Source organism: Paenibacillus sp. FA6 (genome assembly GCF_051550225.1).
Lineage (GTDB): Bacteria > Bacillota > Bacilli > Paenibacillales > Paenibacillaceae > Paenibacillus_AQ.
Genome location: NZ_CP188820.1, coordinates 350,341 through 374,409, shown reverse-complemented (window position 1 = coordinate 374,409; position 24,069 = coordinate 350,341). Strand labels below are relative to the sequence as shown.

Sequence of the window (24,069 nt, the reverse complement as noted above, 5' to 3'; positions counted from 1 at the left end):
TGAGGCAAGTGCCAACATGGATATACGAATAACCTTTCATTATGAGAAACCATACACTCTTGTCCTTCGAAACTGTGGACACCACGACGATACTCTACGAAACCCCTAAACAATCTAAACATGAGTGTAGATTTCAACGGGCTGTTTATTATAACGCTACTACCTCTTGTCAGATAGAGAATGAAGTAGTTATGGATTAAAGTATTGCTTCACGGACCCTTTGCCACCTTCTACTTCTAATTCAGCATACGCCCCATTTATGAAGATCATTTGTGGTGGAACATGACCACAATCAATATCGAAGATCATTGGTATCTGTAATTCCTCAGAAAGTTCTTTGTAAATATCCTCTACTGTATAGTTGTCGATAGGTTGATTTGCATTGCTTCTACCAAACATAAGTCCTGTACAATGATCAAACCAACCTGCTAATTTCATTTGAACTAACGACCTGCGTAAATCTGCTGTATTTAGCTCACAATTCTCTAAATACCACATGATAGGTTCATTATTTATATAATTATTCTGAAAATGCTGCAAATCACCAAACGGGGTGCCAATTAAATGTCTTATCACATCAATGCATCCACCAAGTAAGCGGCCTTGTATTTTCACATTCGTATTTGTAATCACTTTCCAACAAGTTGGTTCTGTTAAGTGAAAGACATTAGGTGAAGGGGCAGCGTTCCATTCCTTCTGATAGTTTAGTGAGGAATGCTCGAGGATCGATTCACCGGTTTTAGTTGACAAGACAGATTGCCACATCGCTGTGGTCTCATCCGTATATTCTCCTCTTAAATCAATGAGGTTCGTTCCATGAGCAGTGGCTATACCTGTTTTTAAGGTGATGGCTAACAACAATACGCTTATATCTGAATAACCCAATATCCACTTACTCTTACAATTTTCGAAATCAATATATTCAAGAACCTCTATTAATAATTCTCCACCCCAAGGAGGAATGATTAAATCGATGTTATCATCACGTATCATGTCATTGAATTCAGTAGCACGTAATTGGGCTGGCGCTGACTTTGCTTTATGTTGAGTCCATACCGTTTCTCCACAAACAACGTTGAATCCATTCATCTCCATACGACTACAAGAAAGTTTAAGCAAATCATGTAATTCCGCTTGTACACCCGACGAGGGTGCTGTTACACCTATTGTTGCTCCTTCTTCTAAAAACGGATATCTTATCATGTTAATCCCCCTTTATAGGCCATTGAGATAAGTTGAGCTCTCGGTATTTCATCCATAAGATCATCATCGTTATACGATTCTCAGTGTAGCTAGAGTTGTACAGCATTTGGAGTGCGTTCGAATGTAATCCATATCAATCCACCCACCATAAATACCGCCCCAACGATCTGCCACATATCCACATTTTCCTTAAAGAACATATATCCCATCAGGACAGCAACGGCTGACACTATATAGCGAAAAAAGTTAGATCGAGCCGTTCCTACCTGGTACATACAGGCATTCCATACGACAAAGGCAATAACAGTACAGAAGATGACATTGTAACCGACTACCAAATATTCGGTAGCGCCTAAGTTTGCCCATGCTACTTTCCCCCAGGACGATAAGGTGAGTGGGAACAAGAATAGCGTGCCAAAAAAAATATACCAGGTGCTTATACGCAAAGCTGAATACGTTCTCATCAGTGGCATGCATACCAGATTGAATAGTGCTCCAATTAAACTGACGCCCAGCGCCATAAGATTTCCCACCATATGCGTAGAAGACCATTCAAACCCTGCACCACCACTGATGATGAAATAAACCCCAACCATAGCAATAGCACCCCCTATCAGAAGTCGAGCTGTTACCTTCTCCTTCGTAATGAATGGGGCAAATAACGCTGCGAATATTGGCCAAGGTGCTACATTGAGCAGGGAGGCATTAGCCAACGTCGTATACTGAATGGAGTATAGCACCATAATCTCAAGCAGCGTTATACCGATTAGACCGATACCCATTAACTTAATCAACACACCAAGAGGTAATCCAACACTCTTCTCCTTCCATTTAAGCAATATGAAAAAGAATGGCACAGCCAACGAAAACCTTAGAAATGCCAAAAGCACCGGATCAAAAACATCCATTGCCAGTCGTGAGAACCCAAAATTGAGTCCCCATATGGCCGAAACCATCACAAGTCCTGCGTAGTACAATCTCTTCTTCTGCAATATGCTACACCTCTTTGCTCTGTAGTCTTGCCCTATTATAACACCCCTGCGAAATCACTCTATGGAAGATATCGCATGTAACTCTAAATCTTTGTAAAAATTACGGGAGGTGCATTAAGTATTCCAGTTCAAAGATTTGCCCTAAATTCAAATTGTTCATTTTTTACTTTTTCCTTTTTCCTTTTTACAGTAACTGCAGATTTAATTTTCACCCCTCTGATACTTTTCGGCGGAATTCATTAGGGGTTATCCCATATTCCTTTTTAAAGACACGATAGAATGAGCGCAAACTGTTGAATCCGGAATCAAACGCGATATCGGTGACCTGATGGGTAGTAGATAACAGCAACATGTGGGCAAAGGCTGCCCGCTGCCCATTGATGTAATCTCGAAATGATATGTGGAACTGCTCAGAAAAGATTCGAGAAATAATAAATTTACTGATACCAAGCTCTCTTGAAAGCGCATCCAGGTTGATGTGATCTAAAAAATGAAGGTCGATATAAGCAAGTATTTTGGGGATGAGATCCATTTCTTTCTTGTAGTCTACTTTTTTCATTAACAATAACGGCAGAGCGTGCCCTAATATGACAGAGGTGTAAGCCTTGAGTAAACGATTGTCACATTGTTCTTTATATAGTTTATACAAGGTTGTCAGGAGGCCTGGAAGCACCTGATGCTTGGGGATTACAGGCTTGTCCGGGACATGATTAAGCAAATCTCCCGGAAATGTGGCATCGAAAAAGATCAGCAGGATCTGGTTCTTCTCTATGGTGTTGTAGCTGTGAGGTTGATTGGAAAAAATGATCGCCATGTCTCCTTCAGACAAAACATAATCTTTTCCATTGATGTTGATATTAATTGTGCCGGACAAAACCATCATCATCTCTACATTCTTATGTAGATGAAGCGGATAGGTGTTATTGGTAGAAATAAAGGAATGAAAAGCCTGATCACGATGCTGATAATTAATATTCATATCTTCCTCCCTATCATCATGGAATGCCAAGCAGTAAAGTTTCTACAATACTAAGAACATAACATGGAGTTTCCCCTTTGCGCATGAACCAAAAGCAATAGTTGGCACAAAAAAAACTTTTTTTGGCAGGTAAATATTCCCTAAACGATTTAAAGTATTAACAGTAGGCTGCTTGTTTCAGATAAAGGAAGCAAGGATCACGTGCTTACCAACAACATTTCACTGCGAGGAGGAAGTATAACAGGATCACAATCGAGCGATAAGGCTGTATTCATGTTATGCGTCAAAAGATGAGGAAAAGTAACAGATTCAGCAAGGTTCTAGGCGTTTTTCTGAGTGTTTCGGTAGCGCTTTCACTCTTGGGTAGCCAGCCTCTTGATGCCTCAGGACAGACAGATGGAGAACAGACTTTATCAGGTACCTCAATCGTTGCTTTTCCGGGTGCGGAAGGTGGAGGCGCCTATACCAGCGGTGGTCGGGGAGGCGATGTATATATCGTAACAACCCTTGAAGATTACGCTGTAAATGACAAACCGATTGATGGGTCGCTTCGGAATGGGATTTTATCTACGCCTAAAGAGGGGCGTACGATTATCTTTGATGTTTCCGGAACGATCGAACTGCAGAGCACTCTGAGGCTCAGCAATATTAAAAACCTGACCATCGCGGGGCAAACCGCCCCAGGCAACGGAATTACCCTTGCAGGTTGGGATACCAATATCAGCAATTCGGAAAACATCATCATTCGGTATATAGCTTTCCGGCCGGGTGCCACCAATGTAAATAACGGTAGCGATTCGATGGATGCGCTTTGGGGCAGGGACAACAACTACTTCCTCATTGACCATTGTTCCTTCAGTTGGAACACGGATGAAACCCTCTCGTTATACAGAGGCGAAAACGGTACGATCCAGTGGTCTATTATTTCGGAAAGTCTAACACTTTCCGGGCATTCCAAAGGAAGACATGGCTATGGCGGTATAACAGGCGGGGATAAAACCACGTTCCATCACAATCTCTATGCGAGCCATACCTCACGTAACCCAAGACTGGGCGGCGGTTATGCAGGTGCTGCGGATGCAGATCATGTGGCGGTTGTTCAGTTCTCCAACAACGTAATTTCCAACTGGGGCTTTAACGGCACTTATGGCGGGGGCTTTAACTTTACTAATTTTATGAATAATATTGAAATTGCCGGCCCAGGTACAAGGGATAATGTAACTAACAGGGTCATTGATGCAGGAGAAACCGGGAAGCTTGGTGGTTTCTACATCTCCGGTAACAGAATCAATGGGAAGCTTACGGGATTGCTGAATAAATCCTCTGATTATGTGAAATTTTCCGGTGACAACAGCGGTGACCAAATGACGACCTTTGCAACCAAACCGTATCTTTCGGCGGACAGTACAGGAGTAAATCACGGTATTACCAATAAAGCATTTGATGATTATGTTAATTCTGGCGTTAAACATGCGAATGAACCATTACTGAGAAGCATTCTGCAACAGTCGGGAGCTACCTATCCACGTCGCGACGCTATCGATGCAAGAATTGTGGCGGAAGTAGAGCAAGACTTGGGAAGATATATCAACACTGAACATGAGGTCGGGGGATACATCTCGGACTTTGGCGTCATCGTGGAACAGCGTAATGATCAATTTGACACAAATCACAATGGAATAGACGACAAGTGGGAAAAGAAGAATAAAATCTGGGGCATCAAGGATGCATATAAGACGGTTACTAAGAGCGGTTATACGTGGCTTGAACTTTATATTAACGGTCTTGTTAATATGGAACATGCAGCCGAGAACCCTGAAGCTAAGCTCTTGGCACCAGCAAATAATGCGCAATTTGATTCAGGGAAAGAGATCGAAGTTAATATCAAACCTTCTTCTAAATTCGGACACAAAATACAGAAAGTTGCTGTATATAATGGATCCGAATATCTTGGGGATGCAGTGAAGAAAGGCAGCACTTACACGTATACTATCAAAGGATTAAAGGATGCTTCACACTATATCTCTGCAAGAGTGACGGATACAAAAGGAAATGAGACACAATCCACCGCCGCTAACATCCATGTCAATTCCAATACCTCTACCCTAGCTCGTGAGGGCTGGACATCGGCAGATATCGGCAACCCGGACGTAAAAGGTTCAGGAAGCATGACTGACGATGTGATCACCGTTAAAGGTAACGGAAAGCTTGGCATGAGTGAAGGTAGCACGGAATTATCAAAGGAGTACAATGCAGCCAAAGATGACTTCCACTTCGTGTATAAGGAATTGGACGGAGATATGGAGTTTACCGCGAAGCTAGAGGAGATTGGAGCCGTTGACAACCACGCCTTCACAGGACTGATGATTCGCGACGACTTGAAAGAAGACAGTGCCGCCGCGGCCCTTGGTCTCTCCTATGTGAAGTTGTTTAAAGAAACCAGCTGGTCATCTTATCTGGCGGGAAGAAATCATAAGGGCAAAGAATTTGATGAATTAACTGAAACTTTAGACAGCCCTTCTGCCGCTGAAAAGGTCGGTATTCAACTGGTATCGGATATCCCGTTCAAGATTAATGGTGTTGAACAAGGGTATTGGCTCAAACTTGGCCGTAAGGGAGATACTTTCTATACTTATGGATCAACAAACGGAAAAGACTGGACGCTTATTGGCGAGCGAACTATCGTTATGCAAGGTTCGGTATATGTCGGATTTGCCGTTGACAGCAATGATGTTGCAAATGAGATTGAGCAACTGAACTATGCAAAGTTCTCCCATATTACTCTGGAGAAGAGCTTTACACCAATAGGCGACTAGGCTGTAACGAGGATGGCGTCAGTTCTTTAGCACGGTCACTTTAAATATCCAAATTCTTCGGTAAATAAATAGTCAGATCTTCTGCACAGGTGTTACACCAACACGGCAGCCGTTAAAATGGCTGCCGTTAAAATAACAAGTTATTACACTCACATCACCCGAGTTAATTCACTGCAACAACAGGTCGAGCCTCAATATACCCTCTATACCCCATCGGAGCAAGTTGAAATCTCGGTGCTACTTCAGGTGCCCAGTGGTATCCATAAATCGTAGGATCGAATTTCTCAATATGCCTAAAGACTTCTCCAATTTCACCCTTAAAGTCATCGTCGTTATACGGCTCCCCTTGGAAAATCATCATCTTACATGGGGGCAACTCAATAAGATCGTATCCATCAGGAACAGCATTGTTGTAATCAAGCGGTAGCTCCACGCCTTGCACATATTGGGAAGTTCCCTTTGTGATCAGGTGCTGGGATAACCACATTCCAATAGGTTCATAGATGGCTCCTTTAACACTAGTTAGCATAGGCCATACATCGCAGCCTACTTCTTCACAGTATGCAAAATACTCAGTTGCTTTGATTCCTCTCTTAAGAAGAACCTTTCTGGCAGGCCGTTCAATAATTTGTACAAATACTGTTTTGGTTTCTTTTTTCTCGCTCATATTCATCTCTCCTTTATGAAAAGCCCGGTAGGTATCGAAAACTCTTTCAGGCATAAAAAGTTGAATGGGCGGCGTGTATTGACTATATTTTTTGGGCGATAAGCCAAACTCTTTTGAAAAAGCACGAGTGAACCCTTCGTGAGAGTCAAACACATAATCTAATGCAACATCTATTACTTTGTGTTCCTCATCACGTAGAACCAGAGCAGCCTTGGTTAGTCTTAAAGCACGTATATAATCAAATGGCGTTCTTCCAGTGATATCTTTGAAAATTCTTGATGAATGCCACGAAGAATATCCCGCTACATTGGAGAGCTGCTTAAGTGTAATCCTTTCATATATATGGGCATCAATATATTCCTGCATTTTTTGCACCGCCATGACGATTTCAGCCTGTTTCATTTTCTCACCTCCTTGGATATAGCTTAATTCAAAAGGGAAAGTAATTCTTGACCTGAAATGCTCTGTATTCCATTTAGCGATATAAAAATAAGTTCATCCAGATAGCCTATGACCCTGTGACTATGCCCCTTCAGACATATAATCTATATCGTGTTATTCATTGTAGCATGGCTAAACAGGTCATACCCTAGATAATTCATCCCTAAATACTGGTCGATTGGCATATTCCTTAAACATGGGTTATCCCATATCAATACCAACAAAAAGAACACATAATATTACAATGGCCACTAAAGCCCCAACAATAAAGATTGTTTTGGACGTTGTTCTATCTCTTCGCATTGTTATTCCCCTCCTTAAGCTATGCGTGGATATCTCTCTTTCCGAATGATATATAGGTAACTGCCAAACAGATAGTTATTATGATTATCGGGATAACAATCACTTCAACAAAACTCCGAGTCCCAGCTAACACTACATGCTGTGAATTGACAACATAGATGCCCGAGAATTTCATAATCTGAGTGGTTAAGGTATGGTCGGAGACCATACGTAACCATGCAGATGAAGCTTCCCGGAAATAACCACTAATCATAAAGTCGCCAAATATAATTAAAAAGGTAGCAACTACCGCCGATGCTGTTCTTTTAATCATTATTCCCACCATCATGATCAGGGCGGAGTAAGTCGCTAAATATAGAACATTTAATCCTATGACACGAAAAGCGTTGATCAAATCCATTCTCAGATGTTGATTGCCAATATTTGAACCTGATATTATGGCTGCACTCATATACAGAATATAGAAAAGTCCAAAAAACTGAATGATCCACCAGATGATTACTATTAAAATGGAAAGATATTTTCCAGTGATATAGGTAAATCTGCTCTGACCAGCGGCAAGGATGATTTTGATAGAGCCATATTCAAAACCTTCGGTTGTAAAAAAACAAACGTAAATTGGAATGATAAAATATAGAAACAAAGATAATGGCGTCAGCATTGTTAGTGGCTCTGCAAGATTATTAATCTCAAATCCGGTTTTGGTCCCCACCCAAAATGCCAGTACTGTACTAGCAATCAAGAACAGAAGACAAATTCCTCTGAACATAGTATCCCTTCTTATATAATAAGATTCAGCATTCAGAAAGTTTCTCATTGATTCATTCTCCTATCAGGTCCATATAATAATGTTCGAGGTTTGCAGTAGACAGGTTGATCCCTTCAATTGGAATGTCTTTCTTGATAAATATCGACATGAGCTTTTCTAAATCAATCAATTCTTTAGGAATTAGAATTTCTCCTGAGTTCGACAAAGTGAATGTATGAATTTGCAACTCATTTTCCAGCACTTTTATTGCCGCTGCCGTATCGGTAGTCTTGATAGAGATTTTTGTTTCTGCGGATTGTAACAGTTCTTCGGCAGAGACTTCCTTGATCAGTTGGCCTTTATGGATAAACCCAAATTTGGTGGCGAGCAACTGAAGTTCGCTCAGAATGTGGCTGGAGATGAGAATGGTCACTCCTTCTTCTTCGACCAGTCTGGTCAATACTTTCCTCATCTCTACTATTCCGGTGGGATCCAGACCATTAATAGGTTCATCCAGAACCAAAAATATCGGTTCATTAAGTAATGCGATGGCAAGCCCCAAGCGTTGTCGCATCCCAAGAGAATAATCGATTGCATTTTTGATCCCGACATCTGACAGTGACACCAGGTTCAGAACCTCTTTAATTCTGTTTGTATTTTTTATGCCATGGATCTTGCAATAAAAACATAAGTTCTCTTCCGCATTCATATGGGGATAAAGTGAAGGTAATTCAATAAGAACCCCCATTTGTTTCCTAACTTCGGAAATATCCCTTTTCTCGGTTTTCCCCAGTAGTTTTATGGTACCTTTTGTTGGATACACCAGTCCGCTTATAATTTTCATCAGCGTGGTTTTACCGGCACCATTCTCCCCAATGAAACCATAAATATCCCCTTGTTCAATCAGCATATTTATGTTTTGAAGCGCCATCTCTCCTCCAAATTGTTTGGATAATCCTTCTGCTTCAAAGATTGTGTTATTCATTTATACACCCCTCTTTCAACTCCTATAACTCCTATAACTCCAAAGCTATAATCCTTTGATACCAAGATAGCATGTCAATTGTGAAATTTAATACAAATGTAAGAAATAAGAGAATGGATGTAATTATTACCTTATAAAGGAGAGTTAGAGAAGGTTAAAGATTGATTATTCTCCCAAATAATGTATCATTATTTTATAATCCTTAAGGAGAAGATCGAATGATACATATCGCGATTTGTGATGATGATATACCAATAACGGAATGCATTGAGAGCATGATACTAAACAGTTCAATCTATAACACAGAGAAAATAAACATATCCATTTTTTACTCGGGCGAAAGTTTTACTAAAGCCATTCAAGACGACTGTCCTTTCGATCTTATTTTCATGGATATTGAAATGAAAGAAGTGGATGGAATAAAGGCGGGGTATATTCTGCGAGAAAATAATCATAACGACTTGGTTCAGCTCATTTATATTTCCAGCCACGAAGAATATCATATGCAGTTATTTGATGTCCAACCTTCGGGTTTCATCAAGAAACCTATACACGGTAAATCCTTTGAACAGAAGCTTATTTCCGCCATTCACAAAGTAAAGCGCATCCGTCAACAAAACAAACCCAAGCTACTATCTGTTCATAAGAAGGGAAGCGATACTTTTGTTCCGATCCGTAATATTGTGTATCTGACCAGTGACCGCAGAAAAATTGTACTCCACACTGTAGAAGATCAGATTGAATATTACAGCACATTATCGGAAGAAGAAGATAAGCTTTCCTCGGAACAATTCGTTCGCATTCACCAGTCTTATCTCGTGAACTTCTTCTATGTTAAACAGATCTTTTCCAAAAAAATTATTTTAATAACCGGGGAGGAATTACCAATCAGCGAAAAACAAAATGCTTCCCTAAAGAAAAGTTATTTAAAATTTAGGGGGAGTTTGATTGGATAATATAATTCTGGAAGAGTTATTTTATGCCATTACACTAATAGCTCTTCCGTTTGTCATTCATTATTTTTACAGTCGTTGCTTTATCTACCGTTTAGAATCCAAACTGTTTATCAGTGTAATTTATAGTGCATATTACTTGTTTGTTTTACTGTTACACTTCAGTCCATTGCCCGGTTTATGGCTGCTTGCCCTCAATACAGGCAGTATTGTCTTGCTATCTTTTTTCTATAAAGGCCCTGCTAAATGGCGCATAGGCGCTGCGTTATTTCTTGTCGCCCTGATTCTACTTTCCGATGTTGCCATGGCACCCGTTTACACCACCAGCGGCTATATCACTACTCTTTTTCTATCCAAACTTCTAATGTTTATATTGGTGCAAATCTCTGTGCGTTTAATCAAAACATTTGGTGACGGAAGTTTGAATGTATGGTACTGGATCGGACTGTTCTGTTTTCCGTTCATTAGCATCCTTGGTATTTTTCAGCTAACAACCACTTTGTCCTATCGAGAGTACCCTAGCTTGTATCCCGTGATTTCTAGCGGAATGCTATTTATCAGTTTTCTAATAATTCTCGTATGTAATCGTGTACTGCTCTTACAATCCGCTCAGAATAAGAATCACCAACTGGAACAACAAAACTCCTATTATATGAACCAGTATCTACTTACAAAAGAAAGACAGGAAGAAATGTTCAAGTTCCAGCATGACTTCAAAAATATTCTACTGGGGTTGCGTGCGCAATTGCAGGCAGGGGACGGAGAATCTAGTCTGAAAGATGTGGACCAGCTTCTTGGCGTCGTTGAACAGAGTTCAGTTTGCTGTAATAGCGGCTGCATTATCATTGATTCAATCATTAATTATAAACAAACCGCGGCCAAGAAATTAGGGATTTCTTTCTACTTGGACATCAATATCCCCCCCAATCTTGAGCTGGATGCGTGTGTAATGAGCATAATATTGGGCAATACACTAGACAACGCCATGGAATCCAACAAACAACCTGCCATCGACAACCCATATATAAAATTTCAGATACATTATCTGAATGAAGCGTTATTCATCAGAATACATAATCCATATCAGCACAAGATACGTAAAAATCGTTTCGGCGATCTTTATTCTACCAAAAAAGATGGAAACATCCATGGAATAGGACTAAAAAGTGTTAAAAAGATAGTTGATGAGTGTGCTGGAATATGGGATATATCCTATGAAAACCAAATTTTTAAAATTGAAATTTGCCTGTTTAATATTGGTACTTCGGAAAATTAAAGAAAAAGAAATAGCACTCTTTAAAATTCTATCCTTTAGTAAGACAACCGAGCCAGCTTGTATCCTTATTTTCTCAATACAAATACACCCCTCAGAATGATCATCCGTTTGCCTCATAGGAGGGTACCGATGTAAATTCTAAGGAGTGCAGTTCAACGTTATATTTTAAGCATATACCTCTTGCAGAACTTGATTGTTAGTCATGCCCTTCAAGTTCTTAGAGAGAATACGTGGCTTCATGCTATTCAATTCTTTGGTTAGCTCCGCAGTAAGCGCTGATTCTCCGGCCAACACAATCTCTTTCCAGTTATTACGTTGTTTATGACGTTCCAGAATGGGTCCAAGCCTCTTCATCCAGTGCTGACGGTTCGCATCTATTCGTTTGTCAAACTTATCCCGATGTGTCACTCTTGAAGCCTCGCGGCTCGAACCAGCTACACCTTCATATTGATGCCAGTCCTCTGTGCTGATATCCCATTCGTAGTTCCATTCCCTCTTAATTCCGCCTAATAACGTATCTAGAACAGTCACACTTTCACTGCCCATAAGTATAATACCTGCTGCAGGATATTCATTCAATATCACATCAAGTGCATCAAGATTTGGTTCCTCTTGCCAATAAAAATCATTTGGAGTGGAGATTTGAAGCTTCTCCAAAAATAATATACCCTCGGAGGGACAAGCAACGATAACAAGCCCTTTCTTCAAATCTACTCGATGCTCTTCTAAGGTTTTCTCTAGGAGAGTCTGAATATGGCTAAGCTGTTCACTTTCTTCTAATGCACCTTCTGCTGTAGTATATTCTATAAGTCGATTCAATCCATTCTTCAATCTGATCTTAAACGAAGCCTGCTGGCTTCTTTCAGGCTCTGTATTTAAATAAACGGTCAACACCTTGCGTTCGGGGGAGAAAGTTCGCTTCTTTAAAATGGTTAAATTTTGTTCAAAGTTCATCTTTTATCTGCCTCCTTCGTTCCCTATACTTACCCTTCAAAGATATTTAGAAACATTTTTCATGCAAAGTATAGTATCTCCTTAAGTGTACCCTACGGATCACCATGGCTAGATAGTTGTACAATTGATTATTCATACGATTATCTTTTGGCTCAGCCCTCTATCCTACTCATTTCCTTCTTTAATAAATCAATAGGGTATGCACAGCCAAGTGTCCCGGACATCAATTTGCCCGTCCATTTATTAAGTTCCACTAAATTCAGTTGATCACTTGGTATGTACTCTTCAATCTGCCAAGATATATGGATAAGGAAGTCATTGATTTGACCTAGAATACTTCTGTCATGTGTCTTTGTATAAATAACTTCTCCACAGTTAGCCATATAGGTATTTACTTGATTCTTCGAGAAACCTTCTGCTAGGAATGTTTCTTGTATAGCATTCAGAACAATACTTTCAAACTTTTTGAAATGCTCAGCTTTTAATCCATATAATACAATGCAGTATCGAGTTTGGTTATTCATTAGAATAACGCCTTTTCGTCTATCAAACATAAATAGATTGGCATGCCACTCATAGAACGGCTCCCGCTTGATCGGCGTAATATCATTTGTCTTTATTTTCATAGCATCAGATAATTTCTTAGTACATTGAATAAACATATCTTCACCTCAACCTTTCCTGAAATAATTACAAATGATGAGTTCGACGTAAATCCACTTATCTTGCAATTCTTGTTGACTCAACGAATGTTCAGAACTGAGAAGTTTGCTTAGAATTTCCTGGTCTATTTCTTCCATATATATGAGGTCAGAATTAACATCTTCAGATAAATTATATAATGACTGTGCTTTGTTCGCTACTTCTACGCTTTGTCTTTTATAAGCTAAAGCTAATTTAGAATACCCTTTAAATTTTTGAGATGCATTGACACAAAAAAGCCGTTGGGAAATCCCCATCATATTAATATATATTCTAAAAGCAATGAGACTTTTTCCTATATCCGTAAGAAACATCTGTTCTAAATCATGCTCATCGAGAATTCCTGATGATTGGTTATTGCTGTTCTCCTGCATTGATTTTTGAAATGAAAAAAAGCTCATTCCCAATCATAGATTCAAGTTGGAATAAGCTTTAGATTTTAGAATTGAATGTTGCTTTATCTATCTTCAATTGTTGTTTTAGTATTCTACTAAATAAGGCTGGAGAAATTTCACCTGTCCCCTTGGAGCATCTACTCCGCAAAATCTCTCCGTTCGGTAGCGTCTTTGTATAGATATCATCAACACCACTGCGAACGAACGTCCAACCATCATTCTGTAGGTATCTTCTAAGATCTTTCCAGCTAGCCATGAAGCAACTCAGCAATTTCACTCACATCATTATAAAGCAGTACCCTAAGAATATAAGGTGCATGAGCTTTGCGGTTGGGGGCGGCAAGATACTCATTATATGAATCATAAAAGTCACTTGCGTAATCTACCAGTTGCTCTGCTAAGTCATTACGGAGTTCTTCGAGTGATGCTGCTTCACTAACGATATCTTCAACCTGTACGATAGAACCTGTAAAGACTCCCTTTTCTTCTTCAAACTCAACAGTAAACTCATAGATTTCTAATAATTGTTTCATTTGCTGTAGTGAAAAACTAGTTATAATATCCCGATTACGTTTCACGAATTGAGGCTTCTCTCGAACAACATCATCGATAAAACTTCCGAAATTAGCTCGAACTTCTGTTGCATTCAAAACCGATTGCATAAGCATTCCCTCCTCACCTCCAATATTAACACTCAAAATATATTGTGTACATAGCGTACATAGTGTTCATTTATTTAATATTATATTCTTACCCACGAAATAGATGACTATTCACTGGCGTGATGAACTAGATAAAGGACGGCGAACACATCAATAACGAAGCCGTCAAGAGATTCTTTTTCATATCCAATTCATCTCCTCATCTAACTTCTAAACCCATTAAAGCATGAGGTAGGTTACAGTCTGTGTAACACAAATAAACCGAGGAAAGATTTCCTCGGTTATAGCGCTATACTTATTCTAAATAGAATTCCAGCCATCATTCTAAAGCAGTACCCGAATAATATACGGGGCACGATCCCCTTTTCCTCTTCAAACACAAAAACAACTCGTTCCTTGCTAGAGGAATGAGCTGCTTTTACTAATCTACGATTTATGTACGTTGAATCAAGAAATCAATTTTGCCTTAAGTGTATTATATTCTTCCTGTGTAAGTATTCCTTGTTGTAGGAGATTTGTAATTTTGACCAACTCATCTGCAACGGATTCATGGTTGTTTATTTGTGACGGTGTTACTTGTTCTGTTGTTCCTGCCCTCATGATATTTATAATGGCATTCCAGTGGTTTATCTCTTTGGTAGCTTTTTCTACATAAGGATGACCATACTTCATACTAAATGGACTGTATAAAAAGAAAATGCTGTAAAATGGAGTCTCCGTATCATTGACTGTAAATCTCATTTCAATCTGACTTACCGTTTTATGAGTTATAGTACTAGAAGACAAATCACCAGATCTAGTCTTTCTCGTTGTCGTCTCATCTGATGTCGATACGTGATTAATGATTTGAGTTTCTAAAATATCCTTGATATCGTAAGTCTTATTACTCTGTTCTGTGGTGAAGTTTATCTTTTGAGTGTTTTCATCAATCGAGAGAATGTATTTATTGTCGGCTGATATCATTTCTTGAGTTGGTATTCTCTTCAATTGCCTTTTCATCGCTTGAAGACTATTCAAAGTGATATTCTTCTTTTTCTTCACCCTTCTCATCTGATACGTACCTCCAATGATAGCTGGAACAAGAAAATACAACATTAATTTTATAATTTCCATCATTCATCCCCCATTCACATTATTACCTAAATTCTACCACAATCCAACAAATTAGGTCTATAGGATGTAAAAAAGGGGATTGGTCAGGAAATGTCGAATTTTAAAATTAGATGTATGATCTTTCAAAGGAATAAGGAGGATTTCCATGGATAGCTTAACTTATTTAGGCTTCGGGCACACGGGTATGTTTATCAAGGATATAGTAGAATCCAAAAAGTTCTATATGGAGTCACTTGGTTTCGCAGTTGTCAGTGAATATGTAGGGGAAGATGGCACGAAGATGTGTTTCATTAACAATGGGAATTGCACAATAGAGTTGATTGAATTTACAGATCCCACTATAGGCAGAGATCGCAAAGACGGCATCATCGATCATCTTTCAATTAGAGTTGAAGATGTTGGAATGGCCAAGACCTATCTCGAATCCAAAGGGGTTACTTTTGAGACTGAAATCCTTCTGGACGAGAAGTTGTATGACCATGGTGAAAAATTTGCTATGTTCAGAGGACCCAGCGGCGAACGTCTCCAAATTGAACAGATTTTATAATCCATCTTAGGTTTATTCGAAAAATCGGCTGTAATCGGATCCATTTCTGTTCATTCTAAACAAATAGGCAGGGGCTCGGGTTGAAACAACCAAAGATCCTGCCTATTTGAATTTAGACAATGAACTAGTTAGACTTCTTTATTTTACTTGTAAACCTTTTAGAACAAACTGTATTGCCGTTTGTTTCATCAAGTTATAATCCTTTATATTCTCAGCAGCCGCCCCACTCATTAGCTTGTGATAATTTTTATACGATAAACAAATCCCTTTAATAACAAGCGACGTGTGATCCAACGAGTCAAAATGAAATACCCCTTCCATCTTTCCTTTCATTAAAATTTCATCCACTTTAGACCATATAGGTTGTATATATGAGCGAACGACCTCAGAACGAGGTGACCCCATCGTTAGTTCTTGATTAATAATGGAGCTTAACTGTTTATCTTCATAGCTGAAAGAAATAATTTGGTCCACAATAAATTGAATGGCTATTACCGGATCATGAAGGAGTTCATCCATTTCTTCCATTGTGTTCATTTCTGCTCCAGGGAAAAACATTTCGAATATGTTTTGCAATACTTTTTCTTTCCCACCAAAGTGGTACGAGATCAAAGATATATTGGCGTTCGCCTTCTCACATATCTGTCTGACCGTCGTTCCGTCGAATCCCTGCTCAGCGAACAATTGTTTAGCCGCAAGTAAAATACGAACTTTTACATCTTGATCCATTCGTTTCAACAACTCCTGTTCATACCCTAGGTGAAAAACTTTACTTCAACTGGAACCATTGTTTAAACATATGATTAAAAATGATTTTAATCAAGTAGAAATGGTATAGCTTTACATCTGATTGAAACTGACAGAACGTTTTCTTGAATTAGTTTGTTAAGAATTCTGTTGATTTGATGTGTTCGACAGACTCAGATGAACCTTTTTGTTTTTTAATCAACGTTACGACCAATCCAACACCCACACTACATAGCAAGGTAACCAGAAGGGCTAAGACATCCTTGTGCGTATCGATGCCACCGAATCCTAAATTCATTAATCCTTCAACCGCATAAGTCGCAGGCAATAATTGGCCTAACGATTGATAGAAGTCACTTAACATCTCTCTTGGTACGATCGTTCCGGAAGTGACGAGCTGTAGGGAGAGCATTGCCATATTTGCCAACATACCTGCCATGCCAAGAACGAGAAGGAACATTTGGGCGAAGAACATGAACGTTAAGATCGTTAAGAAATGGAATAACCAGAAGGAATTAAACCCACTTTCCATCTGCCCGCCCAGAGCCAAAATCAAAGAAGAGCCAGCTAACGACACGATGACAGCTCCAATAACGTTGAGTAGTGCACGAGCTATAAAATGCTGCCATTTCGAGATTTCAGATCCGATCGTCATTGAAACTTGATGCACGTTCATGGCCATCAACATCGCGCCGACAAATGAGGCCAGCACGAGCATCATAGGAATCATTTGATTGTTCATGCCATTTACAGGATAGATCGATTGTAGATCAGCTTCGACTTTATTCAATATACCTTGCGCCGTTTGTGATGCTTGCTCGGATGGCAAATTAAATTGTTCTAATACCATTTGTGTTCCTTGAAGTGCAGCATTGTGATTTAATTCATTGGTAAGTGTCGTTACAACGCTTTGCATGGCACCTTTTGTTATTTGCGAGTTAGATTCATTGAGTGTGTAGGAGATTTTTGCTTTCGTTTCTGGCGTTTGTAAACTTTGGCCAAAATTATCGGGGATCGTTACGATTAAATGAACATTTCGTTGCTTCAGATCATGAATTGCATCTTCTTGAGTCATGGTTATCGTTTCAAATGGTAATTTGCCTTGTAATTGCTGTACAATCGTTTGACCGAACTCGCCATCTTCATTGACGATGGCAACTTTCAAATGATTAGTTCGTTCTAGCACCCCATCATAAGCCGTCATCCAAAATGCACAAAAAATAAGTTGTGCCATCAAAGCCACGACAATAGCTAGGATCGTCTGGGGCTTTTTAACATACGCCAATATTGCTTTTTTCATTATCTTTCCTCATTTCATTACTCTTATTTTCAAACGATCGTTTAAATCAAACGTTTGTTTAAAAATACCCAATTATTTTACTGTAGTCAATAACTATTTTTATTGACGGTTACCGCAACCCTTCATTTTCGTATAAACAAAGAGCGTGATATGCCGACAGATGGCATACAATATAAGAAATTTCCGATTCGTTCGGACCCTCCTATGTATATACGTCAACTCACTAACACGATAACTATCCCTTCAGCAAATACAAATAGGACTGTTCCCAAAAGTCATGTTCGTGACCTTCAGAAACAGTCCATCGTGTAAGCTACATTTATGCAGTAATCAGATCAATCATCCACTCACATAGTTCATCGAAGTTATTTTCTAAACTTTCAGCTTGTTGTCTCATACTGCGATTCTTAAAAATCTGACGCTTCATCACTCGGAGCTGTGGTCCAATCTCATGCAACATTTCTGAAATAATCAGTCCATCATGTTGGATCATAGATATATTCCATTTCTGATGTTCGGCCAATATAGCCTGGAGACTCGGATTATTGTGCTTATCTATAACTACTTCCCAATCATAATATAGGCCGGTAAGTTCCAAATATTGTTGTTGAAGTACATGAAACCATGCTGCCGACCATATACTAGCAAAAAATACTTGGGGCGCTTGTCGTCGATGTCCATCACAGCCACCTGTTACGAGAATGCCGCTAGCACTTAACGTTTTCACCAATATAGCTACTCCTCTATCCAGAGATAGACTATTCCATTTCACACCATGGCTCCGTCTCGTAAATGCCTTCCACGAATAGAAATAGTCTGGAATATGAGATCTAGCATAATGAACGGGTAATGCTTCAACCAATCTTAAAACTTCTATAGGGATGATGGGACTTAATATTTGCATCTGAAGACCCGAATAACAAACTGGAACCCCAGCACGTTCGAGTAGATGTTTCAAATCCTTATAATCTTGAGGTCCATTACCGGCACTCAGACTGATACAATCTCCTTCGACTTCCAATAGGAAGCCTCTTTTGACTAATGTAGCCGCCAACTTTAGCACTTGTTGATTAACAACTCCACTTTTCTCCATTTCCAATTCCCCAATTCATCTCCTTACAAAAGATTTTTTTATTGTATTCATTACACACTCTGCTTAGGCATCCTTTTATTGAACAACTACTATTCTCATTCATGAATATCAACAACTCAACTGATAACCATTCTCATTATATAGATAATGATTATCAATATCAACATGTTTTCGGATAAAGTTTAATACTATTTATATCAATTCACCTATTAAGTCTGAATACTACAGAAAAAACCGAGTAGCCCATATGATGGATTACTCGGTTTTCTTAATATTCCTAACGAATACAACAATGACATTATTAATCCACTAATCTAACTAGACTACATTTCTTCTTACCTTTACGAATAAGGATAAACCGACCATCAAATGATTTGTCTGCAGACACTCTGTGTTTACATCTGCTACTTTTTCACCATTCATAGAGAACGAGAGGGCGATTTGTTAATTCATAAACTCAACGTATTTCAGGAAGCGTTGCAGCATAACCGCCGCTTCAGCACGAGTTACATCGTCTTTGGGTGCAAAAGTGTTCACCGTATTGCCATTGATAATGCCTGCCTTGAGCACTTGTGATACTTGCTCTTCCGCCCAGTTGCTAATTTTCTTATGATCATTGAACTTCAACAGTAATGGAACATCTACTGCGACATCTTTGTCGGCCATGTGCAATGCTCGACTAATCATGACCACCATTTCTTCGCGAGTGATATTCGCATTCGGGTCGAATAATTCATTGCCTACACCGGTTACTAAGCCCGCTTTCACTGCGGCTCCTACAGCTCCCGCATACCATTGATTCGATGCGACATCTGTAAACTGTGCGGTTGTTTGTTCTTTCAATCCTAGTGCACGTACTAGCAAGCTAGCGATTTCCGCACGAGTCATGCTATTGTCAGGCTTATACGTAGTATCGGTCATTCCTTTGATCACTAGCTTCGATGCTAATAGCTCAATTTCACTCTTCGCCCAATGTCCGCCAATGTCATTGAATGTTTGGTGGTGCTCGACAATCGTATAGATGCTGTTGCTTAATCTTTTAATCGTTACTTCTACTTTCCCATTCACGATGGTGATCATCGCTGGAACGAACACCCACTCGCCCTTGTCAGCATCATACGAGACGGCCGTCATATGGTCTGTGGATAAATCTGTAGTTCCCATAATAATCGTTCTCGATACATAGCTGTTGAATTCATTCACTTCCATATTCGAACCTTTGTCGGAAACGGTGATAGTGAATTCAATAGGATTCGTTAGGATAGTTAACCCTGCTAGTTTCGATTGTGCTGTTAACTGTTCTGCGGTGTGACCGCTGATGTGCGTAAACGACACTGTTAAGACTGCATTACTTGGATCCGTCAATCCTTTGGTTAGACTCTCAAGATTGATCGCACTTAAAGGTAAATCGTAAATGACATTACCTGATCTGAGCGATACTACGGCGTCTGGCGCTTTCTTCACACCTTCAAGCATAGCTGTAAGTGGAAGCTTAAAGTCTGTTGCTCCTGAATCCGAACCTGAACCTGCTTCAATGAAAATCCGTTGATTATTTACCTGATTTCCGCTGATTGTGACAAACGCTTCACTCAAAGTTTTGGGTGATACCGTATTTACGTCAACCGTCTTGCCGTTCCGTTGTTCTGTGGTCCGCGTTGATGTAATGTTCACTCCACGACCCGTATTTGGTTTCGTATCTTTAACTACGCTTGGTTGTGTACCTGACGTGGACCCGCCCAAATTACCGTTTGTTGCTGGTGGATTGGTCCCTGGATCTGTGCCTGGATCAGGCTTAGGATCTGTACCTGGATCAGGCTTAGGATCTGTGCCTGGGTCTGGCTTAGGATCTGTACCAGGATCTGGCTTAGGATCTGTGCCTGGGTCCGGCTCGGGATCTGGCTCCATCGTATTAAATATTGCTCCAATATCCATACCGCTTGGAGTCCCTGCGCCCTTCATATCACTCATAGCGGCAAGCTTTAAAAATTCGCCGATATTCGGTGAACCATCTGCATTGCGCGTAATAGTTGGGATGAGACTGACGAAATCGGAATCGTCTGCTTTCAAACCTTTGGCGTTCATGCTCCCCTTCGTATTATGCCACCATACATTCGTGCTTTGAACATCATGACCACTCGTCTTATCACTGGATTTGCCCTTGTAGGAAAGGTTATTCGTAAATACATGTGTGCCCTGATCAAAAGCAAAGTTACTCTCACCATTGCTCCATGACGTATTATTCGATATCGTGATCGAACCTGGATTACTGTTCCAAGTGAAGCCATGCTTCTTATTCATGAATGCGATGTTGTTCTCAACAATGTGATTAACAGCAATCTTTTCTCCACCTAGCTTGAAGCCGTTACCGTCACTGTTACTTGTCTCGTTCCCATCAGATGTCTTCCCGTTCGCATACGAAATGCTATTGCGAATGGTCACAATACCTATCGGACCTGTATCCTTCTTCGTGAATAAATCCCAGCCATCATCCACGTTGTAAGCGGCGATGCATCCATCAAAGATATTACCTGGTCCAATGGTCAACTTAGCAGCAAAACCGTCTGCATCCTCCCCGTTATCCGGGTCGAAGTTGTCATGAGAGTATACGTTAATAATCTCATTGTAGCTCGGCCATTCACTATCCAGAGCCGTTGAAGAATAACGGCTAATTTGAAGCCCTGAGTCACGGTTATGGTGAGTTTCTACGTTCTCAATGACATTATAGTTACCACCGATAAAAATTCCGTTATCGCCAGCACCCTTGACCTCAATTCCTTTTACTAGCCAATAACTCCCGAAAATCTGTAAGCCCCGATTCGTGCTATCAAAAGCCTGCCCGTAGAAGTCCAACACAGCTCCGCCAGTATTGTACGCAATGATCTGCTTGCGTGCATTCACTGCATCCCCGTTGTTATTGCGTTCAATCGTTACCGGAACAGAGTAGCTGTATGTGCCATCTAACAAATAGATAGTTCCCCCCGGAGCGATCTTGGTAATTGCCGAGGTAAGACTCAATGGGCTCTCGATTGTTCCTATATTACCGTCTTGACCGTTCGGAGCAACAATCAAGTCTCCCTCCTGTGGTGTTGGTGGAGTAATAGGAGCTGATGCCTTACCCGTTACCTGAACCGACAACGTACTTTGCCGTTGGTCCGCATCAAGTGCCGTGATGACATAGTAGTAGGTTATTCCGTTTACAGCTGTCGTATCGGAATACTCGACACCGTTCACATTATCAAGCAATGTGTAGCCAACTCCGCTGCTCACGCTACGCATGATATTATAGCTAACGGCTCCTGTGACAGGCTGCCAGCTTAAATCAACCTTACTGTTCCCTGCTCGACTGGACAATCCCGTCGGAGCAACTAGTAGCGGAGCCAAAGGCGACGCACTTACCTCCACAGATTTCGTCGTACTCTCAAGGGCTCTAGTTAGAGCGCTTATGACATAGTAATAATGATTAGGGTACTGTGCCGTTAAATCAGTGTAGTTAGCAGTTGTGCTATTGCCAATCTCAACATAACCACTGCCGCTATTCGTACTGCGATACACCTTATATCCAGTTGCACCCACCGATGCCTTCCACTTCAAAGCGATGCTATTAGCACCTTCTATAAAGGAAACATTCGTCGGTGCGAGTGGCGCTACGCCGACTGGTGGTGGATCTACTTCACCGGGATCTCCCGACCCATCGTATCCCATCGTAATCAACCAATTCTCCTTCGACCATGATAGCTTCCCTGCTCCCGCTCCATTGTTCGCAGTAAGTCTATCCATGAGTGTTCCTGGATCATCCAGTGTGTACATATATGGAAGTTCCGTCATACCACTCCAGGAGAACTCAATCGGTACCGCAGGAATAGGAGCCAGAGGACTATCCGGTGTTGTGCTATCCCCTCTAAAAGTAACCCCATCTAAGGAATAGATTGTATCCTTCGCAAGAATCTTGCCAGTGTAACTCGGATTGTTAGGATCTGTCTGATTATTTCGTACCGGGTATAACAGATCAATAATGTGCGAGTTCTCCACCAGAACGGCCCCGCCCTCAGTGGAGATGGCCCCATTGCTTGTTACGCCGAATTTATATCCTTTGGATGAGATCGCCGCACTTTGTTCTGGAGTGATGCGCTTACCTGCTTCCCTTATTGCAGCGCTGTCCATGACAATATTGTAAGCATGGGCATTACCGCCACGAAGGCGCGGCATGCGATCCATCATGTCTTTGTAATAGTTGTGATGTAGCGTCGTTTCCAATTTGGGATTTAAACTATCAAAGCTTGTTGCACCGATCAAATGCTGCTTCTTTTGTCCAGAAGCTACCGCAATAATATCATCGACACTTAAACCTTGATTCCGTAAAAATTTATACATCGTATACGAATCAATATTTTGTTCCAAAGCATTGATTTGCTGGGTAACCCAACTGCCTGCACTTCCATCATCACCTTGAAATAATGACCATGATATCGTTACACCAGAACTGCCTTTTTTGATATCGATACCGCCGTCATATGATTTATGGAATGTACAGTGATCGATCCACACTTTCGTACTTTGCTCTAGGGTCAGAAAGTCCCAATCGTTCTTATCGTAATCTCCTTTGGTCACTTCATCCCATTCCCATAGTTCGTCAAACTCAAGGTTACGGATGATCACGTTAGAACTGCTCTTCATCACAATCCCAACATGTTTGATTGTCGCTCCGTTTGCCGAGAAGATTGTTACATCATGAAGATCCTTAAGTTCAATCTTACTGACTCCTGTTCCCATAAGAACCGGATTGGTAAGCGCCGGATTATTGACTCTGAATATATCTCCTGCAGCCGTCTTCGCTTCAGCCGAAATTTCATTCCACCCGAGATTAAGGTCATTCATTATTTCTATAACTCTATAACCGTCCTTATTGGGTCCCTTTTTCTTGTTGATGGCCTCGGCAAGATCTTCTGGAGTATATACTTTGATGTATGAGGGATCTGTCTCCGCAATATTGCCACCACCTGTAGCTCCATAGCTGAAACCTGTCAGATTATACTCGTCTACTGGAAGTGGTATGGAGGGTATAGCTTTGACTGCATTAGAGCCTACGCTCTCGCCTCTTTTGTTCACGGCAGATACGACATAGACGTATTCAACATCATTGGTCACATTGCTATCCGTGAAGCTGCTACTTTCCACGCCTATTGCCACGTATTC

20 protein-coding genes and 2 pseudogenes are annotated in these 24,069 nt (G+C 40.5%); 4 read left to right on the top strand and 18 right to left on the bottom strand.

Features of this window, described 5'->3' with window-relative positions; translation table 11 throughout:
- Positions 1-189: 189 nt before the first annotated feature.
- The 3 genes from ACP8HI_RS01715 to ACP8HI_RS01705 all read right to left on the bottom strand — a co-directional run bounded on the left by ACP8HI_RS01715 (position 190) and on the right by ACP8HI_RS01705 (position 3,174).
- Positions 190-1,203, bottom strand: coding sequence for a S66 family peptidase (locus ACP8HI_RS01715; RefSeq protein WP_438349432.1), 1,014 nt, complete (start codon positions 1,201-1,203; stop codon positions 190-192).
- An 89-nt stretch (positions 1,204-1,292) separates the two neighbouring features.
- Positions 1,293-2,195: a DMT family transporter gene (locus ACP8HI_RS01710; RefSeq protein ID WP_438349431.1), complete on the bottom strand. Its 903-nt coding sequence runs from the start codon at positions 2,193-2,195 to the stop codon at positions 1,293-1,295.
- A 208-nt stretch (positions 2,196-2,403) separates the two neighbouring features.
- Positions 2,404-3,174, bottom strand: a complete 771-nt coding sequence (locus tag ACP8HI_RS01705) for a helix-turn-helix domain-containing protein (RefSeq protein WP_438349430.1) — start codon at positions 3,172-3,174, stop codon at positions 2,404-2,406.
- Positions 3,175-3,464: 290 nt separating this feature from the next.
- Between ACP8HI_RS01705 and ACP8HI_RS01700 the strand changes: the two genes are divergently transcribed.
- Positions 3,465-5,990, top strand: a complete 2,526-nt coding sequence (locus ACP8HI_RS01700) for a pectate lyase family protein (RefSeq protein WP_438349429.1) — start codon at positions 3,465-3,467, stop codon at positions 5,988-5,990.
- Between the two features lie 163 nt (positions 5,991-6,153).
- Here the strand turns inward: ACP8HI_RS01700 and ACP8HI_RS01695 are convergent, their stop codons facing one another.
- The 3 genes from ACP8HI_RS01695 to ACP8HI_RS01685 all read right to left on the bottom strand — a co-directional run bounded on the left by ACP8HI_RS01695 (position 6,154) and on the right by ACP8HI_RS01685 (position 9,134).
- On the bottom strand, positions 6,154-7,059 hold the full coding sequence (locus ACP8HI_RS01695; RefSeq protein WP_438349428.1) for a helix-turn-helix domain-containing protein: 906 nt from the start codon (positions 7,057-7,059) through the stop codon (positions 6,154-6,156).
- A 361-nt stretch (positions 7,060-7,420) separates the two neighbouring features.
- Positions 7,421-8,218, bottom strand: coding sequence for an ABC transporter permease (locus ACP8HI_RS01690; RefSeq protein WP_438349427.1), 798 nt, complete (start codon positions 8,216-8,218; stop codon positions 7,421-7,423).
- A 4-nt stretch (positions 8,219-8,222) separates the two neighbouring features.
- Positions 8,223-9,134: an ABC transporter ATP-binding protein gene (locus ACP8HI_RS01685; protein WP_438349426.1), complete on the bottom strand. Its 912-nt coding sequence runs from the start codon at positions 9,132-9,134 to the stop codon at positions 8,223-8,225.
- Between the two features lie 218 nt (positions 9,135-9,352).
- Here ACP8HI_RS01685 and ACP8HI_RS01680 point away from each other — a divergent pair, with 218 nt between their 5' ends.
- Positions 9,353-10,090, top strand: a complete 738-nt coding sequence (locus tag ACP8HI_RS01680; protein WP_438349425.1) for a LytR/AlgR family response regulator transcription factor — start codon at positions 9,353-9,355, stop codon at positions 10,088-10,090.
- Positions 10,083-11,363: a GHKL domain-containing protein gene (locus tag ACP8HI_RS01675; RefSeq protein WP_438349424.1), complete on the top strand. Its 1,281-nt coding sequence runs from the start codon at positions 10,083-10,085 to the stop codon at positions 11,361-11,363. The genes ACP8HI_RS01680 and ACP8HI_RS01675 overlap by 8 nt, the downstream gene beginning before the upstream one ends.
- Positions 11,364-11,528: 165 nt before the next feature.
- On the opposite strand, the gene ACP8HI_RS01670 is transcribed toward ACP8HI_RS01675, so the two are convergent.
- The 6 genes from ACP8HI_RS01670 to ACP8HI_RS01645 all read right to left on the bottom strand — a co-directional run bounded on the left by ACP8HI_RS01670 (position 11,529) and on the right by ACP8HI_RS01645 (position 15,192).
- The gene (locus ACP8HI_RS01670) at positions 11,529-12,317 is read right to left on the bottom strand and encodes a VLRF1 family aeRF1-type release factor (RefSeq protein ID WP_438349423.1); all 789 of its coding nucleotides are present in this window, start codon (positions 12,315-12,317) and stop codon (positions 11,529-11,531) included.
- Positions 12,318-12,469: 152 nt separating this feature from the next.
- A complete protein-coding gene (locus ACP8HI_RS01665; protein WP_438349422.1) occupies positions 12,470-12,979 on the bottom strand; it encodes a DUF6933 domain-containing protein in 510 nt (169 codons plus the stop codon).
- A 9-nt stretch (positions 12,980-12,988) separates the two neighbouring features.
- Complete coding sequence (locus ACP8HI_RS01660) at positions 12,989-13,393, bottom strand: hypothetical protein (protein WP_438349421.1); 405 nt, start codon at positions 13,391-13,393, stop codon at positions 12,989-12,991.
- 58 nt (positions 13,394-13,451) lie between these two features.
- Positions 13,452-13,670, bottom strand: a complete 219-nt coding sequence (locus tag ACP8HI_RS01655) for a type II toxin-antitoxin system HicA family toxin (RefSeq protein ID WP_438349420.1) — start codon at positions 13,668-13,670, stop codon at positions 13,452-13,454.
- Positions 13,663-14,076 (bottom strand): hypothetical protein, encoded by a 414-nt coding sequence (locus ACP8HI_RS01650; protein ID WP_438349419.1) that lies wholly within the window; start codon positions 14,074-14,076, stop codon positions 13,663-13,665. Before ACP8HI_RS01650 ends, ACP8HI_RS01655 begins: the two co-directional genes overlap by 8 nt.
- Before the next feature lie 447 nt (positions 14,077-14,523).
- Positions 14,524-15,192 carry a hypothetical protein gene (locus ACP8HI_RS01645; RefSeq protein ID WP_438349418.1) on the bottom strand — a complete coding sequence of 223 codons (669 nt, stop codon included), beginning with the start codon at positions 15,190-15,192 and terminating at the stop codon, positions 14,524-14,526.
- Positions 15,193-15,334: 142 nt separating this feature from the next.
- Between ACP8HI_RS01645 and ACP8HI_RS01640 the strand changes: the two genes are divergently transcribed.
- On the top strand, positions 15,335-15,736 hold the full coding sequence (locus ACP8HI_RS01640) for a VOC family protein (protein WP_438349417.1): 402 nt from the start codon (positions 15,335-15,337) through the stop codon (positions 15,734-15,736).
- Between the two features lie 138 nt (positions 15,737-15,874).
- Here ACP8HI_RS01640 and ACP8HI_RS01635 read toward each other — a convergent pair whose 3' ends face one another.
- From ACP8HI_RS01635 to ACP8HI_RS01610, 6 genes and pseudogenes are all read right to left on the bottom strand, one after another.
- Positions 15,875-16,465, bottom strand: a complete 591-nt coding sequence (locus ACP8HI_RS01635; protein ID WP_438349416.1) for a TetR/AcrR family transcriptional regulator — start codon at positions 16,463-16,465, stop codon at positions 15,875-15,877.
- Positions 16,466-16,613: 148 nt separating this feature from the next.
- On the bottom strand, positions 16,614-17,783 hold the full coding sequence (locus tag ACP8HI_RS01630) for a YhgE/Pip domain-containing protein (RefSeq protein WP_438349415.1): 1,170 nt from the start codon (positions 17,781-17,783) through the stop codon (positions 16,614-16,616).
- A gap of 319 nt (positions 17,784-18,102) precedes the next feature.
- Positions 18,103-18,876: a hypothetical protein gene (locus tag ACP8HI_RS01625; protein WP_438349414.1), complete on the bottom strand. Its 774-nt coding sequence runs from the start codon at positions 18,874-18,876 to the stop codon at positions 18,103-18,105.
- A 444-nt stretch (positions 18,877-19,320) separates the two neighbouring features.
- Entirely contained in the window at positions 19,321-19,956 is a 636-nt protein-coding gene (locus ACP8HI_RS01620; RefSeq protein ID WP_438351673.1) for an S-layer homology domain-containing protein, read from the bottom strand.
- A gap of 837 nt (positions 19,957-20,793) precedes the next feature.
- Positions 20,794-22,065: pseudogene (locus ACP8HI_RS01615) on the bottom strand (right-handed parallel beta-helix repeat-containing protein); the annotation flags it as partial.
- Positions 22,066-22,578: 513 nt separating this feature from the next.
- A pseudogene (locus ACP8HI_RS01610) lies at positions 22,579-24,021 on the bottom strand (hypothetical protein); the annotation flags it as partial.
- Positions 24,022-24,069 lie beyond the last annotated feature (48 nt).

Bases quoted from the DNA above. Each gene is read 5' to 3' on its own strand.
- ACP8HI_RS01635 (WP_438349416.1), bottom strand. From the start codon at position 16,465: ATGGATCAAGATGTAAAAGTTCGTATTTTACTTGCGGCTAAACAATTG.
- ACP8HI_RS01645 (WP_438349418.1), bottom strand. From the start codon at position 15,192: ATGATGGAAATTATAAAATTAATGTTGTATTTTCTTGTTCCAGCTATC.
- ACP8HI_RS01640 (WP_438349417.1), top strand. From the start codon at position 15,335: ATGGATAGCTTAACTTATTTAGGCTTCGGGCACACGGGTATGTTTATC.
- ACP8HI_RS01715 (WP_438349432.1), bottom strand. From the start codon at position 1,203: ATGATAAGATATCCGTTTTTAGAAGAAGGAGCAACAATAGGTGTAACA.
- ACP8HI_RS01690 (WP_438349427.1), bottom strand. From the start codon at position 8,218: ATGAGAAACTTTCTGAATGCTGAATCTTATTATATAAGAAGGGATACT.
- ACP8HI_RS01700 (WP_438349429.1), top strand. From the start codon at position 3,465: ATGAGGAAAAGTAACAGATTCAGCAAGGTTCTAGGCGTTTTTCTGAGT.
- ACP8HI_RS01655 (WP_438349420.1), bottom strand. From the start codon at position 13,670: ATGGCTAGCTGGAAAGATCTTAGAAGATACCTACAGAATGATGGTTGG.
- ACP8HI_RS01650 (WP_438349419.1), bottom strand. From the start codon at position 14,076: ATGCAATCGGTTTTGAATGCAACAGAAGTTCGAGCTAATTTCGGAAGT.
- ACP8HI_RS01660 (WP_438349421.1), bottom strand. From the start codon at position 13,393: ATGCAGGAGAACAGCAATAACCAATCATCAGGAATTCTCGATGAGCAT.
- ACP8HI_RS01685 (WP_438349426.1), bottom strand. From the start codon at position 9,134: ATGAATAACACAATCTTTGAAGCAGAAGGATTATCCAAACAATTTGGA.
- ACP8HI_RS01630 (WP_438349415.1), bottom strand. From the start codon at position 17,783: ATGAAAAAAGCAATATTGGCGTATGTTAAAAAGCCCCAGACGATCCTA.
- ACP8HI_RS01670 (WP_438349423.1), bottom strand. From the start codon at position 12,317: ATGAACTTTGAACAAAATTTAACCATTTTAAAGAAGCGAACTTTCTCC.
- ACP8HI_RS01620 (WP_438351673.1), bottom strand. From the start codon at position 19,956: ATGATCACCATCGTGAATGGGAAAGTAGAAGTAACGATTAAAAGATTA.
- ACP8HI_RS01625 (WP_438349414.1), bottom strand. From the start codon at position 18,876: ATGGAGAAAAGTGGAGTTGTTAATCAACAAGTGCTAAAGTTGGCGGCT.
- ACP8HI_RS01680 (WP_438349425.1), top strand. From the start codon at position 9,353: ATGATACATATCGCGATTTGTGATGATGATATACCAATAACGGAATGC.
- ACP8HI_RS01705 (WP_438349430.1), bottom strand. From the start codon at position 3,174: ATGAATATTAATTATCAGCATCGTGATCAGGCTTTTCATTCCTTTATT.
- ACP8HI_RS01695 (WP_438349428.1), bottom strand. From the start codon at position 7,059: ATGAAACAGGCTGAAATCGTCATGGCGGTGCAAAAAATGCAGGAATAT.
- ACP8HI_RS01665 (WP_438349422.1), bottom strand. From the start codon at position 12,979: ATGTTTATTCAATGTACTAAGAAATTATCTGATGCTATGAAAATAAAG.